General features: G+C 71.5%; 14 protein-coding genes and 1 pseudogene. 4 read left to right on the top strand and 11 right to left on the bottom strand.

Annotated features, from left to right (window positions below):
- The first annotated feature begins 181 nt into the window (after nucleotides 1–181).
- Complete coding sequence (locus AB5J55_RS27110; RefSeq protein WP_369273129.1) at nucleotides 182–1,909, top strand: chitinase; 1,728 nt, start codon at nucleotides 182–184, stop codon at nucleotides 1,907–1,909.
- A gap of 15 nt (nucleotides 1,910–1,924) precedes the next feature.
- On the opposite strand, the gene AB5J55_RS27105 is transcribed toward AB5J55_RS27110, so the two are convergent.
- Nucleotides 1,925–2,356, bottom strand: a complete 432-nt coding sequence (locus tag AB5J55_RS27105) for a hypothetical protein (protein WP_369273128.1) — start codon at nucleotides 2,354–2,356, stop codon at nucleotides 1,925–1,927.
- Between the two features lie 132 nt (nucleotides 2,357–2,488).
- Between AB5J55_RS27105 and AB5J55_RS27100 the strand changes: the two genes are divergently transcribed.
- Together AB5J55_RS27100 and AB5J55_RS27095 are read left to right on the top strand one after the other, a co-directional pair.
- Nucleotides 2,489–3,007, top strand: coding sequence for a SigE family RNA polymerase sigma factor (locus tag AB5J55_RS27100; protein ID WP_369273127.1), 519 nt, complete (start codon nucleotides 2,489–2,491; stop codon nucleotides 3,005–3,007).
- A 48-nt stretch (nucleotides 3,008–3,055) separates the two neighbouring features.
- Nucleotides 3,056–4,300, top strand: coding sequence for a hypothetical protein (locus AB5J55_RS27095; RefSeq protein ID WP_369273126.1), 1,245 nt, complete (start codon nucleotides 3,056–3,058; stop codon nucleotides 4,298–4,300).
- Here the strand turns inward: AB5J55_RS27095 and AB5J55_RS27090 are convergent.
- The 5 genes and pseudogenes from AB5J55_RS27090 to AB5J55_RS27070 all read right to left on the bottom strand — a co-directional run.
- Nucleotides 4,297–5,616, bottom strand: a complete 1,320-nt coding sequence (locus tag AB5J55_RS27090; protein WP_369273125.1) for an Nramp family divalent metal transporter — start codon at nucleotides 5,614–5,616, stop codon at nucleotides 4,297–4,299. The two genes, AB5J55_RS27095 and AB5J55_RS27090, sit on opposite strands and share 4 nt — an antisense overlap.
- 66 nt (nucleotides 5,617–5,682) lie before the next feature.
- Nucleotides 5,683–6,096, bottom strand: a complete 414-nt coding sequence (locus tag AB5J55_RS27085) for an ATP-binding protein (RefSeq protein WP_369276315.1) — start codon at nucleotides 6,094–6,096, stop codon at nucleotides 5,683–5,685.
- 175 nt (nucleotides 6,097–6,271) lie between these two features.
- On the bottom strand, nucleotides 6,272–7,186 hold the full coding sequence (locus tag AB5J55_RS27080) for an anti-sigma factor RsbA family regulatory protein (protein ID WP_369273124.1): 915 nt from the start codon (nucleotides 7,184–7,186) through the stop codon (nucleotides 6,272–6,274).
- A gap of 67 nt (nucleotides 7,187–7,253) precedes the next feature.
- A complete protein-coding gene (locus AB5J55_RS27075) occupies nucleotides 7,254–8,762 on the bottom strand; it encodes a LuxR C-terminal-related transcriptional regulator (RefSeq protein WP_369273123.1) in 1,509 nt (502 codons plus the stop codon).
- A 457-nt stretch (nucleotides 8,763–9,219) separates the two neighbouring features.
- A pseudogene (locus AB5J55_RS27070) lies at nucleotides 9,220–10,116 on the bottom strand (AAA family ATPase); the annotation flags it as partial.
- Nucleotides 10,117–10,502: 386 nt separating this feature from the next.
- On the opposite strand from AB5J55_RS27070, the gene AB5J55_RS27065 reads away from it, so the two are divergent.
- Entirely contained in the window at nucleotides 10,503–11,852 is a 1,350-nt protein-coding gene (locus AB5J55_RS27065; RefSeq protein ID WP_369273122.1) for a M14 family metallopeptidase, read from the top strand.
- Here the strand turns inward: AB5J55_RS27065 and AB5J55_RS27060 are convergent, their stop codons facing one another.
- From AB5J55_RS27060 to AB5J55_RS27040, 5 genes are all read right to left on the bottom strand, one after another.
- Entirely contained in the window at nucleotides 11,853–12,485 is a 633-nt protein-coding gene (locus tag AB5J55_RS27060; RefSeq protein WP_369273121.1) for a hypothetical protein, read from the bottom strand.
- A gap of 137 nt (nucleotides 12,486–12,622) precedes the next feature.
- Nucleotides 12,623–14,101, bottom strand: coding sequence for a GntP family permease (locus tag AB5J55_RS27055; RefSeq protein ID WP_369276314.1), 1,479 nt, complete (start codon nucleotides 14,099–14,101; stop codon nucleotides 12,623–12,625).
- A gap of 123 nt (nucleotides 14,102–14,224) precedes the next feature.
- On the bottom strand, nucleotides 14,225–14,635 hold the full coding sequence (locus tag AB5J55_RS27050; RefSeq protein WP_369273120.1) for a RidA family protein: 411 nt from the start codon (nucleotides 14,633–14,635) through the stop codon (nucleotides 14,225–14,227).
- A gap of 9 nt (nucleotides 14,636–14,644) precedes the next feature.
- A complete protein-coding gene (locus AB5J55_RS27045; protein ID WP_369273119.1) occupies nucleotides 14,645–15,421 on the bottom strand; it encodes an IclR family transcriptional regulator in 777 nt (258 codons plus the stop codon).
- Entirely contained in the window at nucleotides 15,418–16,635 is a 1,218-nt protein-coding gene (locus AB5J55_RS27040; RefSeq protein ID WP_369276313.1) for a sugar kinase, read from the bottom strand. Before AB5J55_RS27040 ends, AB5J55_RS27045 begins: the two co-directional genes overlap by 4 nt.
- Between the last annotated feature and the right edge of the window lie 13 nt (nucleotides 16,636–16,648).

Raw genomic sequence — 16,648 nt, 5'->3', positions numbered from 1 at the left:
CTTCATTGCGTGACTATCTCAGCACTGTATCCACGGCTTGAGGACCGGAGAACAGCGTTTCTGTAGCCGGGAGGGAACTCACCTCGCACAACTCACGCCAAAACGGGGCAGGTTGCGCACACCAATCCTCCATGACCGGAATCCCTTGACAGCTGGATTGGTCTGGACCAACTTGGTTGACATGTTCATACACAGAGCACACGGGCGTCGCGGACGAGCGGCATCCCGCACCGGCGGACCGGCCCGCCTGTGGGCGGCAGCCGTCGCCTCCGCCCTCTCCCTCACCCTCTTCGGCGCGGGCCACGCGTCCGCCGCGGACGTCAACAACGCCAAGAACGCCGGCTTCGAGTCCGGCCTGAGCAACTGGACGTGTTCCGCGAACAGCGGGACGACCGTCTCCTCACCGGTGCACGGCGGTTCGACCGCGCTGAAGGCGACACCGGCCGGGCAGGACAACGCCCGGTGCAGCCAGACGGTGGCCGTGAAGCCCAACTCGACCTACACGCTGAGCGCCTGGGTCCAGGGGGGCTACACCTACCTCGGCGTCACCGGCACGGGCACGACGGACGTCTCGACCTGGACGCCGGACTCGGCCTCGTGGAAGCAACTGTCGACCACCTTCGGCACCGGCGCCTCGACGACCTCCGTGACCCTGTACACGCACGGCTGGTACGGGCAGGCCGCGTACTACGCGGACGACGTGTCGGTGTACGGCCCCGACGGCGGCGGGGGCACCGACCCCTCCCCCACGATCCCCGGCGCGCCGAGCGGGCTGACGGTGTCGGGCACGACCTCCTCGTCCGTCTCGCTCGCCTGGAACACCGTCTCGGGCGCGACCGGCTACAACGTCTACCGCAGCGGCACCAAGGTCACCGCGGTCACCGGCACCTCCGCGACCGTGACCGGGCTCGCGGCCTCGACGTCGTACTCCTTCCAGGTCACGGCGACCAACGCGGCCGGTGAGTCGCCGAAGTCGGCGGCGGTGACGGGCACGACGAACAACCCGACCGGACCGGGCCCCGCCCTGCCCAAGCACGCGGTGACCGGCTACTGGCAGAACTTCAACAACGGCGCCACCGTCCAGAAGCTCGCCGACGTGCAGTCCCAGTACGACATCATCGCCGTCGCCTTCGCGGACGCGACCTCGACGCCGGGCGCGGTGACGTTCAACCTGGACTCGGCCGGACTGGGCGGTTACACCGTCGACCAGTTCAAGGCGGACATCCGGGCGAAGCAGGCGGCCGGGAAGAAGGTCATCGTCTCGGTGGGCGGCGAGCGCGGCACGGTCGCGGTGAACGACTCCGCGTCGGCGACGAACTTCGCGAACTCCGTGTACTCCCTGATGCAGACGTACGGCTTCGACGGCGTCGACATCGACCTGGAGAACGGCCTCAACGCCACCTACATGACCCAGGCCCTGCGGTCGCTGTCGTCCAAGGCGGGCTCATCGCTGATCATCACGATGGCCCCGCAGACCATCGACATGCAGTCGACGTCGAACTCGTACTTCCAGACGGCCCTGAACATCAAGGACATCCTCACGGTCGTCAACATGCAGTACTACAACAGCGGTTCGATGCTGGGCTGCGACGGCAAGGTCTACAGCCAGGGCTCGGTGGACTTCCTGACCGCCCTGGCCTGCATCCAGTTGGAGGGCGGCCTCGCCCCGTCCCAGGTGGGTCTGGGCCTGCCGGCGTCGACGCGGGGCGCGGGCAGCGGGTACGTGGCGCCGTCCGTAGTGAACAACGCCCTGGACTGCCTGACCAAGGGCACGGCCTGCGGCTCCTTCAAGCCGTCCAGGACCTATCCCGACCTGCGCGGCGCGATGACCTGGTCGACGAACTGGGACGCCACGGCGGGCAACGCCTGGTCCAACGCGGTCGGGCCGCACGTCCACGGGCTGCCGTAGCAGCGCCGGACGCCGTCACCCCATCAGTCGGTAATGGCCAAGTACCCAGGCCAGCTGCGGGAACCACTCCTGCAGCCGCGTCCTGGGCTTGGCCTCCACCACGCACTCGTAGAACCGGCCGTCCATGTGGACCACGGCGACCATCAGGGCCTTGCCGTCGGGGCTCGCCTTGTAGTGGACGCCGCGGATCTCGGGCCAGCGGAACTCGATCGTGAGGCCGGACATCTCGAAGACGACCCCGGAGGCGTCGACGACGACCGCGTTGCGCTTGTCCACGGCCAGGAACTCCGGGCCGGCCTGGGCCGGCTGGGGCGGCACCGGCTGAGGCGGCACCGGCTGGCCCGGGACCGGGGCGTACGGGGGCTGCGCCGGCGGGTACTGCGGCGCGTACTGCGGTGGGGGCGGACCGAAGCCCGGCACGGGCGGTGGGGGTGGCTGCTCTGTCATCCGTGGCGTCCTCGGTCCTGTCCTTGCCCTGGCTGTGAACTTCTCGGCGTTGCGGTGAAACATTCTCCCTGCCCCACCGCATCAGTGAAGTGAGGGCCTCACCGACGGCCGGCACAGCAGCAGGGGGACGGCATGAGACAGGCCCGCGCCGACGACTACGCGGAGTTCGCGGTGGCCAGGGCCGGGCATCTGTACCGATCCGCCTGTCTGCTGACCGCCGGGGACACCCATCTCGCCGAGGACCTCGTCCAGGAGACCCTCGGCCGGATCTACGTCCGCTGGGGGCGGGTCTCCCGGGTCGACAACCCGGCCGGGTACGCGCAGACGGTCCTCACCCGCACCTTCCTCGCCCACCAGCGCCGGCGCAGCAGCACCGAGCGCGCCACGGACACGTTCCCCGACCGGCCGGCGGACGAAGGCGGCGGCCACGGTGACCTGTCGCTGCGGCTGACCCTGCTGCAGGCGCTCGCCCGGCTGCCCGCCAAGGACCGGGCCGTGGTCGTCCTGCGGTACTGGGAGGACCGGTCCGTGCAGGAGACCGCCGACGCGCTGAACGCCAGTTCCGCGGCGGTGCGGACGCGGTGCACCAGGGCGCTCGGCCGGCTGCGGGAGCTGTTGGGCGAGGACCTCGGCGAGTACGCGGCTCCCTGACCCACGGCCCCCTTTCCCGACCCCAACCCTGAGAACGGTGGTTTCGCCATGCCTGTGGAACACGACGAGGAGCAGTTCGAGGGGCGGCTCGGTCACGCCCTGCACGACGCGGGTGGCCGCTTCGACGCCGACCGGACCGCGCTCGTCGCCGCCGGTCTGACGCGGGGCCGCCGGCTGCGGCTGAGGCGGCGGGCCGCGGTGGCGGGCGGCGTGGCCGGGATCGCCCTCGTGGGGGTGGGCGGGGCGCTGCTGGTGCCGTGGGGCGGCGCTCCCGCCCCCCAGCCGTCGAGCGCCGGCGTGGCCGAGCAGCCGTCCGGCACACCGGCCCCCGCTCCCGTGACGGCCCGCGACCTCATCGCGACCCTCGAAGAGCTGCTCCCCGAGGGCAAGGTCAGCGCGCAGGAGGCGCGGGGCGCCGCGGACGGGTTGCTGCCGCCGTACATCCGTCTCGTCCACGACGACGGCAAGGGCCCCGCGGCCATCGGTGTCAGCCTCAACCGGATCGAGCCCGGCAGCGGCCAGGCCCGGCAGACCACCGACTGCCCGGACAAGGCGCTGGTCCCGCACGACAGTTGCGTCTCCACCCGGCTGCCCGACGGCTCCCTGCTCAAGCTGTTCCAGGGCTACGAATATCCCGACCGGCGCGTCGACACCAAGCTGTGGTCGGCCGACCTGCTCACCCCGACCGGACAGCACATCTCGGTCAGCGAGTGGAATGCGGCCGCCGAGAAGGACGCGCCGATCAGCAGGAGCGAACCGCCCCTGTCCACGGACCGGTTGAAGGCCCTGGTGACGGCCGAGGTCTGGCGCGGATACGTCGACTCGATTCCCGAGGATTCCAGGAAGCCGACGGCCACGCCGAGCGCCCCCGCCGAGCCGACGGTCGAGGCGGTCCTGGGCACGCTCGTGCCGCTGCTGCCCAAGGACGCCAAGGTCGTCGAGAAGGGCAGCGACTACTCGTACGTCGTGGTCGACGACGGCAAGGGCAGGAGCTACGTCCAGATCGACGTCCAGCACGGCATGGGAGACGTGGCCGGGGAACTCTTCGGCGACGACGCCGAGGAGCTGCCCGACGGCACCTTGGTCTCCTTCCGGCCGAGCGGCGGCGACAAGGGCGTCGAAGGCGCCGTGATGTGGACCGTCGACACGCTGCGCACGGACGGCTTCCGCGTCGCCGTCAGCGCCTTCAACGCCGGGACCCAGCACGACGCCCCCAGCCGCGAGAACCCCGCCCTGACCGAGAGGCAACTACGGGAGATCGCCCTCAGCCCGGCGTGGGACGCGTTCCGCTAGAAGAAGTCCGCCCACGGCTGGTCCCAGATCTGCTTCACGCACAGCACCAGGAACAGCAGGCCCGCGACGGCCAGCATGACGTTGCTGATCGGCCCGTTGCGCCACTGGGCAGGTGTGCGGGAGGAGTTGAGGAGCCAGATCAGCGTGCCGGCGAGGAAGGGCAGGAAGGCCGCGCCCAGCACGCCGTAGATGATGATCAGGCGGAAGGGCTCGCCCTGGAACAGCAGGACGATGGGCGGGAAGGTCAGCCAGAGCAGGTAGGCGCGGAAGGGCCAGGAGCGCTCCCGCTCGCCCGAGGCGACCTCCTCGCCCTTCAGCGCCTCGCGGGTGCGGTAGCGGGCCACGAAGTCCGCGAACATCAGGCTCACGCCGTGCCAGACGCCGATGAGGGACGTGAAGGAGGTGGCGAAGAAGCCGATCAGGAAGAACTTGGCCGTCGCCGAACCGTATTCGTCCTCCAGGATGTCGCCGAGCTGGATCAGGCCCTTGTCGCCGCTGGCGATGGCGACGTTCGCGGAGTGCAGCAGCTCGGCGCCGACGAACAGCATCGCGATGACGAAGATGCCGGTGGTGGCGTAGGCGACGCGGTTGTCCAGCCGCATGACCTTCATCCAGCCGGTGTTCGTCCAGCCCTTGGCGTTGACCCAGTAGCCGTACGCGGCGAGGGTGATGGTGCCGCCGACGCCGCCGATGAGGCCGAGGGTGTTGAGGATCGAGTCCTTCTCGTCGGGCAGGACGGGCAACAGGCCCGCGAAGGCGTCGCCGAGGTTGGGCGTCACGCGGATCGCCAGGTACACCGTCACCACGAACATGACGCCGACCAGGACCGTCATGACCTTCTCGAAGACGGCGTACTTGTTGAACCAGACGAAGACCAGGCCGACCAGCCCGCAGGCCACGCCCCACCATTCGAGGTCCATCACGTTCGGGAACAGCGCCTGCAGCGGCAGCGCACTCGACGACATCGCCGCCGCGCCGTAGACGAAGCCCCAGATCACGGCGTAGACCGCGAAGAACCAGGTGGTCCAGCGGCCCAGGCTCGCCCAGCCGTCGAAGAGGGTGCGGCCGGTGGACAGGTGCCAGCGGCCCGCCGCCTCGGCGAGGGAGATCTTGACCAGGCAGCCGATGATCGCGGCCCAGAGCAGGGTGTAGCCGAAGTTGCTGCCCGCGATGAGGGTGGCGACCAGGTCGCCGGCCCCGACGCCGGTCGCCGCGACGACGATGCCGGGGCCGATGTACCGCCAACTGGACTTACGTGGCCGGGATTCCGCCTCGCCGACCTGTGATGCCGCTGTGTTTCCCGTGGTGTCCGCCATGAGGGTCAAGAAATCTCAAAGGCGCCGGGGGGACAAGAGGGCGTGCGCGATCTCCACCCAATGTGCTCACCAGGGTTTGAAGCCGCAGTCGTCCGACCCGCATGTGCCGAGCTCGAACCACACCGTCTTGCCCGGCCCGTCCCGATGACAGCCCCAGCGCCGGGAGAGCGCGTCCACCAGGAACATGCCCCGGCCGCTCTCCGAGGCCCCCGCGTCCAGCACGACCGGAACGCGGCAGCCGCCGTCGCTGACCTCGCAGCGCAGGATCCCGTGCGCGGCGAACAGGGAGAGCCGGAAGCGGCTCGCCGAGTGCCGTACGGCGTTCGTGGCCAGCTCGCTCACCAGCAGTTCGGCCACGTCCACCAGCTCGTCGCGGTCCGCGAGCCCCCACCCCTCCAGCTGCCGGCGGACCTCCGCACGGGCCGCACGGACAGCGCAGGGGCGGGGGTCGTACTCGACGCTCAGGTGTCCTGCCCCCAGGGGCGGTTGGGGATAGGAACCGAACGAGCCGTACGGGTGACCGGGATCAGGGAAGCGCGCCCCGTGGAGGTGCAGCATGGGTCCACAGTGGCTCGCGAGCGGGTGGCGCGCACGGGGAGGAATACCCGATTCCATACCTGCACCCGTTCGCCGCCCGGGGGCCACGCAGGCTCCGCTACCCGTACTGCAGCCGCACGCTCGTCCCCTCCCCCTCGTCGCGCACATCCACGTACGCGCACACCTGCCGGGCGAACCACAGTCCCTGCCCGGGTTCCAGTTCCGTGCTCGGCGGCGGTACGAAGCCGGCCAGCGGGTCGTCCAGGCGGCGGGCCATGCGCAGTTCGCACACGCATGCCGGGGCCTCGCCCCACAGCAGGGCGCCGTCGAGCGGGCCGAGCGCGGCGGCCGCCTCGGTGACGGCCAGCGCGAACAGCTCCGCGTCCGCGGCGGTCAGCCCGTGTGCCGACGCCCAGCCGCGGACCGCGCCGGCCGTGGGCACCGGGCCGGGAGGCCGCTCGGCGTCGGCGGGAAGCGGTGGCAGCGGTACGGCGTCGAGTTCGGCGGCGAGCCGGACCGGGTCCTCGTACACGTCGGTGTCGGGGTGGGCGCGGCGGGCGGCGGCGACGATGGCGGGGCCCGCGACGCGGGCGTCGTAGGCGCACAGGGCCGTCGTCGCGAGCGGGGCGAAGAGCAGGTTGGCGAGGGCCTCGTAGCGGATCCACTCGGCGGTCTCCCGCGGGGAACGGCCCGCGCGGCCGCCCCAGACGGGCTCCATGAGCAGATGGATACGGCCGCCGGGGCCGGCGTTCACCGCGAGGTAACCGGCGCCCTGGGCGAGCGCGTTGGCGGCGGAGCCGGTGTACCACTCGGTGTGCGGGACGAGGCCGACGCTCTTGGCGTCGCTGCCGAGGGCGTCGCGCAGGAGGTCCAGGTTGCCGGGGGCGGCGATGGCGACGGGCGGAGGTTCGCCGGGGGCGGCGAGGGCTTCGGTGAGGAAGGGCAGGGCCGCGGCGAGGAACTCGTCGTCGGCCGCGAAGACGGCCATGCGGTGGTCGAAGTTGCCGTGGGGTAGGGCCGGTTGGGAGGTCATGAGGGGTGCGCTCTCCTCGGGGGTGGTTGTCGGGGCGAAGGTGCCGAGGGCCCGATGGCCGGGCGTCTCAGCGTTGGGCCGCCACCCAGGCCGCGATCTGGCTGCGGTTGCTGAAGCCGAGCTTGCCGAGGATGCGTTCCACATGGCCCTCGGCGGTACGGCGGGCGATGACCAGACGGTCGGCGATCTGCTGGTTGGCGAGTCCCTGGGCGACGAGTTCGGCGACCTCGGTCTCGCGGCGGGTGAGGCGGATGCCGGTCGTGGCGTGGGGGGATCCGGGGCGGCCGGCGTTCGGTTTGCGCGGGTGGGTGGGCCGGTGCGGCTGTCTGCGGTCGTGCACGGCGTAGTCGACGGTCTCCGCGAGGTCGAGGCCGAGGCCGCGTTCGTACGCCCGTCGGAAGCCGGGTTGGCCCAGGGTTTCGCGGGCCCGGGTCTCGCTGTCGCGGCGGGTGGACTTCAGGGCCGCCGAGCCCCAGCGGTCGCGGTCGATGCCGGCCCAGGTGTGGTCGGCGGCGCCCAGCAGGACGGCGGCCCGCTCATGGGCGCCCGTCTCGGCGGCGACACGGGCCAGCAGGTCGAGGGTGAGGGCGATGCCGATGACGTCGTGGACGGCGAGTTTGAGGCGCAGGGCGTGGCGGGCGTGGTGCTCGGCCCGGTGCCAGTCGCCCCGCACGGTGTGGGCCAGGGCGAGCATCCGCAGGACGTACGAGTGCACCCACTCCTCGCCGTGCAGTTCGCACATCTGCCGGGCCCGCTCGCAGACCTCGACGGCGCGGTCCGCCTCTCCCAGGAAGCCCAGCACGCAGGCGAGTTCGACCTGGTCGAGGCCGTACAGGCTGCGGTGCTGGCCGGGGACGGGGCCGCGGACGACGCTCGCCTCGAAGTGCTTCAGCGCGGTCGGCAGGTCGTCCATGAACAGGGTGATGACCCCGATGACGTACTCGGCGTGCGCCGCCTCCGCCTCGTCGTCGAGGTCTCGGGCCAGGGTGTGGGCGTCCCGGGCGAGGGCGAGGCCTGCGGTGAGGTTGTGGGTGGCGGCGGCGAGGAGGCCGGCGATCCACAGTCCGCGTGCGCGTTCCCGGGTCGGTTCCGGGTTGGCGGCGAGGGCGCGGTCGAGCCAGTGGCGGCCTTCGCGCGGGGCGCCGCAGGCGTGCCAGTAGAACCACAGGGTGCCGGCGAGGCGCAGGCCCGTGAGGCGTTCGCCGGGGGTGGTGAGGCTGAAGTCGAGGGCGGCGCGGAGGTTGTCCTGGTCGGCGCGGAGGCGGGCGACGATCTCGCGCTGGCCCGGGCCGAACCAGGCCCGTTCGTAGGCGGTGGCGCGCCGCAGCATCCAGTCCCGCTGGCGGCGGCGGGCCGCGGGCTCCTCGCCGGGGAGTCGGCGCAGGCGGTCCAGGCCGTAGTGGCGGAGGGTGTCGAGGAGGCGGTAGCGGGTGCCGGTCGGGCCGGACTCGCGGGACAGTACGGACTTGTCGACGAGGCCGGTGATGGCGTCGAGGACGTCGTAAGGGTACAGGCGGGGGGTGGTGGCACGCCGCGGTTTCTCGCCCCCGCCGCCCCCACCCCTCCCGTCCTCCAAGGGCTCCGCCGCCTCACCCCCGCCGTGGGCTCCGCCCCCGTACCCCGCCGAGGGCTCCGCCCCCCCCCCCGGCCGCGCCCACCCGCCGCCCGACGGGCTCGCCCAGGAGGCTCACGTCGCCTCTCACCCCGCCCGCCCAGGAAGCGCGCCCCACGCCGCCCGCAGGCCCACTCCACCGTGCACCACCCCCGTCCCGGTCCACGGCGCCGACGCCCGGGGCCACCGCTCCTCCCCCGTCGCCCCACGCCGCCGTGCCCACCCCCTCGGCATCCAGCGCGGCCGGCCCCTCCCCAACGGCACTCCCAACGCCGCCCGCCGCCGGGCCCACCGCGTCGCCACGCACCACCCCTGCCTCCTCGCCCGAGGCAACCCCCTGCGCCGACTCCGGGCGGGGTGCGGGCTCGTGGCTCGGGGTCGGGCCGCCGCTGCCCCCGCTCGGCTCCTCCGCTTTCCCCTCCGCGCACACCACCTCCGCCGTCTCCAGGTCGAAACTCCCCGCCAGGACCGACAGTCGCGCCCACACCAACTGCTCCTGCCCGGTGCACAGTTCGTGGCTCCAGTCGACCGCTGCCCGCAGGGTCTGGTGGCGGGGCAGGGCCGCGGGGCTGCCGCCGGTGAGGAGGCGGTAGCGGTCGTCGAGGCGGTCCAGGAGGCGATCGATGTCGAGGACGCGCATGCGGACGGCGGCGAGTTCGATGGCGAGGGGGAGGCCGTCGAGGCGGCGGCACAGGCGGGCGACGGCCGCGCGGTTGGCGGCGGTCAGGCGGAAGCCGGGGGCCACCGCGGCAGCCCGGTCGGCGAAGAGGGCCAGGGCCGGGCAGCCCTCGGACGAGGACAGGTCGCCGTCCGGATCGGGGACCGGCAGGGGGCGTACCTCCAGGAGATGTTCCTCGGTGAGGCCCAGGCGGTGACGGCTGGTGGCGAGGATCCGTACGCCGGTCGTGCCGTGCAGCAGTGCCGCGGCGAGTTCGGCGCAGGCCGGGAGCAGGTGCTCGCAGTTGTCGACCAGCAGGAGCAGCCGACGGTCCCTCAGCTGTTCCACCAGCGCTCGCAGCGGCGGCTGCGCGGAGTGGTCGTGCAGGCCGAGCGCGTCGGCGGCGGCGAGCGGGACGAGCGCCGGGTCGTCCAAGCCGGAGAGGTGCACGAAACGCACGCCGTCCGGGAAGGTGCGGCGTACCCCGGCCGCGATCCGTGCGGCGAGGCGGGTCTTGCCGACGCCGCCGGGCCCGGTCAGCGTGACCAGCCGGGTCCTGGCCAGCAGCTCGCGACCGGCCGCGAGTTCGCCGCGCCGGTCGACGAAGCTGGTCGTCTCGACCGGCAGATGGTGATCCCGTCGTGGCGCTGATCCGCCCATGATCAGCCGTTCCTGTGGGGGTGGTGCCGAACGGAGCCGGGGAGTCCGGGAGCCGACGGCAAGGGAGTCGGGGAGCCGGAGGGTGCGCCGGTCCCCGCCATGCCGCCGCCCCCACCGGTCCCCCCTTGCGCGGAACCTCACCCTCCCCCGGCCCCGCGCCGGCACGCACACCCGGATCACACCCCCGGGTGGACTTCGCGTGGGACCGCTCTCCACGGAACCGCCCCGCGTACACTGCGCGGCTGATTTTCGGGTGGTTCACGACGACAAACCAGAGTGTCGCCCTTGACCTGTGCATGCCACCGCCGGACGATGAACGACGCCCCACCCGCAACACGTCCGTACGTCGCACTGAACCCCACCCCCCACTCCCACAAGGAGAATTCATGCGACTTCGCATCCGCGGCTCAGGCGGCCGCAGCGGCAGACGTACCGCCGCTCTCGCCGCACTGCTCGCCCTCGCGCTCGCCGCGCCCCTTTCCGCGAACGTGTCCGCCAACGCCGACAGCGCTGCCAAGCCGGCCCCTACGGCCGACGACGTCCGGCAGTACGAGGTCCACATCCACTCGACCGCCAAGGACCGCACGGCGCTTCAGCAGGCCGGCGTGACCGTGGACGAGGCCGACTCCCACGGCGTCGTCGTCTCCGGCCGGGCGGACCAGATCAGGAAGCTGAAGGCCCTCGGCTACGAGGTCACCCCGCTCGGCGCGGTCCCCGACCGGTCCGCCGGCGAGGACGACGTCCGCCTGTACGACTTCCCGTCCGGCGACTCGCGCTATCACAACTACGCGGAGATGACGAGCGAGATCAACTCGATCGTCTCGGCCAACTCATCCATCGCGAGCCAGCGTGTCATCGGCACGTCGTACCAGGGCCGGAACATCGTCGCCATCAAGATCAGCGACAACGTGGCGAACGACGAGGCCGAGCCCGAGGTGCTCTTCACGCACCATCAGCACGCCCGTGAGCACCTCACCGTCGAGATGGCGCTCTATCTGCTGCGCGAGCTGACCTCCGACTACGGCAGCGACTCCCGGGTCACCAGCATGGTGAACAACCGCGAGATCTGGATCGTGCCCGACCTCAACCCGGACGGCGGCGAGTACGACATCGCCACCGGCTCGTACCGGTCGTGGCGCAAGAACCGGCAGCCCAACTCGGGTTCGTCGGCGGTCGGGACCGACCTCAACCGGAACTGGGCCTATCGGTGGGGCTGCTGCGGCGGCTCCTCGGGGTCGGCGTCCTCGGACACCTACCGGGGCGCGTCCGCCGAGTCGGCGCCGGAGGTCAAGGTCGTCGCCAACTTCGTGCGCAGCCGGGTCGTCGGCGGCGTGCAGCAGATCAAGGCCGGGGTCGACTTCCACACCTACAGCGAGCTGGTGCTGTGGCCGTTCGGGTACACGTACTCCGACACCACGACCGGAATGACGGCCGACGACCGGAACGCGTTCGCGGCCGTCGGCCAGAAGATGGCGGCCAGCAACGGCTATACGGCCGAGCAGGCCAGTGACCTGTACATCACCGACGGGTCGATCGACGACTGGCTGTGGGGCAACCAGAAGATCTTCGCGTACACCTTCGAGATGTACCCGCGCTCCGGTGGCGGCGGCTTCTACCCGCCCGACGAGGTGATCGAGCGGGAGACGTCCCGGAACAGGGATGCGGTGCTGCAGCTGCTGGAGAACTCCGACTGCATGTACCGGTCGATCGGGAAGGAAGCCCAGTACTGCAGCTAGCTACTTGGCGTCGGCTGCCTCGACGTCCGCATCCTTGACGTCAGCATCCTCGACGGCGTCCGCCTCCTTGGCGTCCCCGTCTTCGAAGTAGGCGTCGAGGACCGCGTCGAGTTGCTCGTCCCACTCCTTGAAGCGGCTCCTGGCCGTCGCCTCGATCTCGATCGGGTACCAGCGGCGGTCAGGAGTGTGCACCGTGACGGTGTAACGCTTCCCGAAGCGCGGGGACTCCGTCTCGATCGCGCCGATCTCGTCCCAGCGGAACTCGCACTTCTGGTCGTCCAGGGCGAGCCGTACGCCCTTGTGGTCGACGACGATACGAGCCCGGCGGTCGGCGGCCTCGAAGACGGGTCCGTCGACAGGGGCGTCCTCGTCGGCCTGGTCCGCGTCCCCGTCCTCGTCGACGACGTCCGCCTCGTCCTCGTCGGTGGCTTCGGGATCCGTCTCCTCGGAGTCCCTCACCTCGGCGTCCGTCTCCTCGGCGTCCGTCACGCCGGAAGCGGCCTCCTCGGCGGCGTCCTTCTCCTTCACGCCTTCCGGCTTGGCGGACGCGGGTGACGTGAGCCCGGGGATGAAGGCCGGGTCGAACCCGGCGCCTTCCAGGGGCTGGCTGCCTGAACCTATGCGCTGCTCCACAGCGGAGCAGTATGGTCGACAACCCTGTGTCCCGCGCAACCAGCCCCCGCATCGTTACCGGAAGATTCACATGCGAGCGGCCCCCACCGGCGCAGCAGGGGCCGCCGACTTTTCCGCACCGCCGGGCGAACGCCCCGCTAAACGAACAGACTCAGCACCGCCGCCACCACGAACCCGGCGACCGACAGCACGCTCTCCAGCACCGTCCACGTCTTCAACGTGTCCCGCTCGCTGATGCCGAAGTACTTGGCGACGATCCAGAAGCCTCCGTCGTTGACGTGGGAGGCGAAGATCGAGCCGGCCGAGATGGCCATGATGACGAGGGCGACGAAGGGCTGGGAGTGGTCGCCCTCGGTGAGCAGGGGGGCGACGATGCCGGCCGTCGTGACGATCGCGACGGTTGCCGAGCCCTGGGCCACCCGCAGGACCAGCGAGATCAGGTAGGCCAGGACGAGCACGGGCAGGCCGACGTCGTTGAAGGTGTCTGAGAGGGCCTGGGCCACGCCGCTGGCCTTGAGGATGGCGCCGAAGACACCGCCCGCGCCGACGACCAGGAGGATGTTGCCGACCGGCTTGAGCGAGGAAGTCGACACCGTCTCCAGGGACTTGCGCGACCAGCCGCGGCGGATGCCCAGCAGGTAGTAGGCCAGGAGCAGGGCGATCGTCAGGGCCACGAACGGGTTGCCGAAGAACTCGATCACCGAGCGGGTGGTGGAGGGGTCCAGGGCGATCGAGGAAAACGTGGCCGCCAGGATCAGCACCAGCGGCGTACCGATGATGCCGAGGACCGTGCCGAGCGGGACGGGCGTCTCCCGGGGCTCGACCCCGGACGCACGCTGCTCGTCGATGACCGCCTGCTTCGCCTCGGCCGCCGCCTCGACCATGTCCTGCGGTACGGCGACGAAGATGCGCTTGCCGATCCACGCCGAGAACACCCACGCGGCCAGCACCGCCGGGATGCCGCAGACGATGCCCATGAGGATGACCCAGCCCAACTGGACGTGGAGCAGACCGGCCGCCGCGACCGGGCCGGGGTGCGGGGGCAGGAACGCGTGGGTCATCGACAGGCCCGCCAGCAGCGGCAGGCAGTAGAGGAGGATCGACTTCCCCGAGCGCTTGGCGGCGGCGTACACGATCGGTGCGAGCACGAAGATGCCGACGTCGAAGAAGACCGGGATGCCGAAGATCAGGCCGGTCAGGCCCATGGCGAGGGGGGCTCGTTTCTCGCCGAAGAGGTTGAGCAGACGGGACGCCAACACTTCAGCGCCGCCGCTGACTTCGAGGATCGCGCCGAGCATGGTGCCCAGGCCGATGATGATCGCGACATGGCCGAGGATGCCGCCCATGCCGGACTCGATGGTGGACACGGCGTCCGACCGCTGGACGGTGCCGAAGAGTTCGGTGACCGACAGACCCGCCATCAGGCCGACGGCTATGGAGACGGCGAGGAGCGCCACGAAGGGCTGCAGGCGCACCTTGATGATCAGGAAGAGCAGGAGCGCGATGCCGATGGCGGCGACCGTGAGCAGTCCGGCCGTACCGTCGATGAGAAGGAGCAGGCCGCCGGTGTGGGGTGGGGTCTCGGCGGGGGCCGATGCGGCGAGAGGGAAGGATATCGGGGACAATTGGGGGTCCTCTGGGTAAGAACATTCTGCTTTCGGGCAGGGGGGATCGCGGCATGGCGTCCCAGGGGGTGACGGACACCATGCCGTGTGCGGCGTGCGGGGGTTGCGGAGGCGTCAGCCGAGTACGGCCAGCGCGTCGATCTCGATGAGAAGCCCCGCCGGCAGGCCGACGTACACCGTCGTGCGGGCGGCGGGCGGCTGGGTCAGGCCCTGCTCCTCGAAGTAGGTGTTGTAGATCTCGTTCATCTCGGCGAAGTGGCCCACGTCCGTCAGATAGACGCGGATCATCATCACGTCGTCCCAGGAGGCGCCGCCCTCCTCCAGGATCGCCTTGACGTTGGCGAGGGTCTGGAGGGTCTGCTCGCGCAGGGTGGGGCCGGCGGGCGTGGGGGCCTGGCCCTCGACCGCGGGAAGGAATCCGACCTGGCCGGCGACCTGAAGGATGTTCCCCTTCTTCACGCCGTGCGAGAACTTCGCGGGCGGGGTGGTGTGGGTCTTCGGGGTGAGTGCGATCTTCTCGGTCATGCGGAGTCCTTACGGTCCTTGTCGGGGGGATGCCGGGTTCACGGGGTTTCTGCCGGAGTACTCACCGCTGATGCCGTCCGCCGTGCGGCGCACCAGCGGGAGGAGGGTGAGGAGTTCGTCGGCGGTGACGACGACATTCGGCGCGGAGACCGACATCGCGGCGACGACGCGGCCGTCGGCGCCCCGGATCGGTGCGGCGACGCAGTTGATGGACTCCTCGTGGCCACCGAGGTCGGTGGCCCAGCCCTGTTCGCGCACCTTCTCCAACTCCCGCAGGAACGCGGGCGCGTTGGGGGTGGAACGGGCCGTGTACATGGGGTAGTCGAGCTTCTCCGCGAGAGCGCGGCGCTCGTGCTCGGGCCGGTCGGCGAGCAGCAGCTTCGCCACGGCGGCGACGGTGATGGCCACGGGCTTGCCGATCCGCGAGTACATCCGCACCGGGTACCGGCTCTCGACCTTGTCGATGTACAGCACCTCGTCCTCCTCGTACACGGCGAGGTGGACGGTGTGCCCGCACTGCTCGTTGAGGCGGGCGAGGTGGGGGTGGGCGATCTCGCGGATGTCGAGGTTCTCCATCGCCTCCTGCGCGAGGGCGATGAGGCGGGCGCCGAGGCGGTAGCGCTGGTCGGACTGGCGGTAGACGAGGCCGTGCTCGTGCAGGGTGCGCAGCAGCCGCAGCGCGGTGGACTTGTGCACCCCCAGCCGGTCGGCGACCTGACCGAGGTCGGCGGGCCCCTCGGCGAGCAGCGGCAGAATGCTGAGCGCACGGTCGACGGTCTGGCTCATGACGTACGTACCTCCTCGACGGCCCGCTCGGTGGCTTGCGTCCAGCCGGGGCCGAGTCGAAGTTTCTCCCACCCGAGGTCGTCCAGGGCGACCAGCCGGTCGGCGTGGCCCCGTGCGGGCGGCGCGGCGAGGTCCCCGGAGACGGTGAGCGCGGCGGCGGCCATCAGATGCCCGTGCCGCAACCGCTCCCGAACGCCGAGCCCTCGCAGCGTCCCGGAGAGGAACCCGGCGGCAAAGGCATCACCGGCACCGACCGCCGCGACGACGTCGACGTGGAGAGCGGGCACGAAGGTGGTCGTCGACTCCGAGGTGGCCGGTCGGTTGAGGGTCGCGCCGGCCGGCGCAGACGAGACGCCGTCCTGCTCCGGGCCGGGGGCGGCCGTGGCGCTGTCGAAGGGCTGGGCGTCGCGTGTGGCCGCATCCGCGGGATCGTGGCCGGACTGGCCGCCGGCCGGCGAGTCGGGCTGACGGGCCGGCTGCCGGACGGAGGCCGCCTCGGGCCGGCGGCCGGACTGCCCGGCGGTCACCGCCGTGCGCTCGAACGCCGTGGCCCCCCGTGCCCCGTCCTTCACGACCAGCACGCTCGGCTCCGGCAGCAGTGCGCGGATCGCCTCCGGGCCGCCGGTGATGCCCCAGGCCGCCTCTGCCTCGTCGGTGCCCACGAACACCAGGTCGCAGGCGCGGGCCAGGTCCAGGAGTACGCCGGGGCCGTCCGCGTTGCGCCAGAGGCCCGGGCGGTGGTTGACGTCGAAGGAGACGAGCGGGCCGTCGTCCGGCCGGCGGGCGACGAGGTCACCCATCAGCTCCAGGCAGGCGTCTGACAGTGCCGCCGTGATTCCCGACAGGTGCAGCACCCGTCCCGCCCGCACCGCCGCGAGGTCCACGTTCGCCGTGGACATCGCGGATGCCGCGGAGCCCGCCCGGTAGTACGCCACCTCGTGCGCGTCCGTGGCCCGGTCGCCCGCCGTGCGGAAGTACACGCCCGTCGGACGCACCGGGTCCCGGCGCACGGCCGAGACGTCGACGCCGTACTCCCGGATCGCCTCGACGAGATGGTCGCCGAACCCGTCGGCGCCGACCCGGCTGACCCACCGCACGGCATGCCCCGCGGCGGCGAGCCCGCATGCGACGTTCGACTCCGCGCCCCCGATCGCCCGCTCGAACGACGGCACGTCGGCGAGGCGCCCCGGCCGCGTCGGCAGGAACGTGACCATGGACTCGCCGAGC

Origin of the sequence: Streptomyces sp. R11, assembly GCF_041051905.1 — a bacterium.
Classification (GTDB): domain Bacteria; phylum Actinomycetota; class Actinomycetes; order Streptomycetales; family Streptomycetaceae; genus Streptomyces.
Note: the sequence above shows the minus strand (reverse complement) of the source record. Positions and strands in the feature narration are given on the sequence as shown.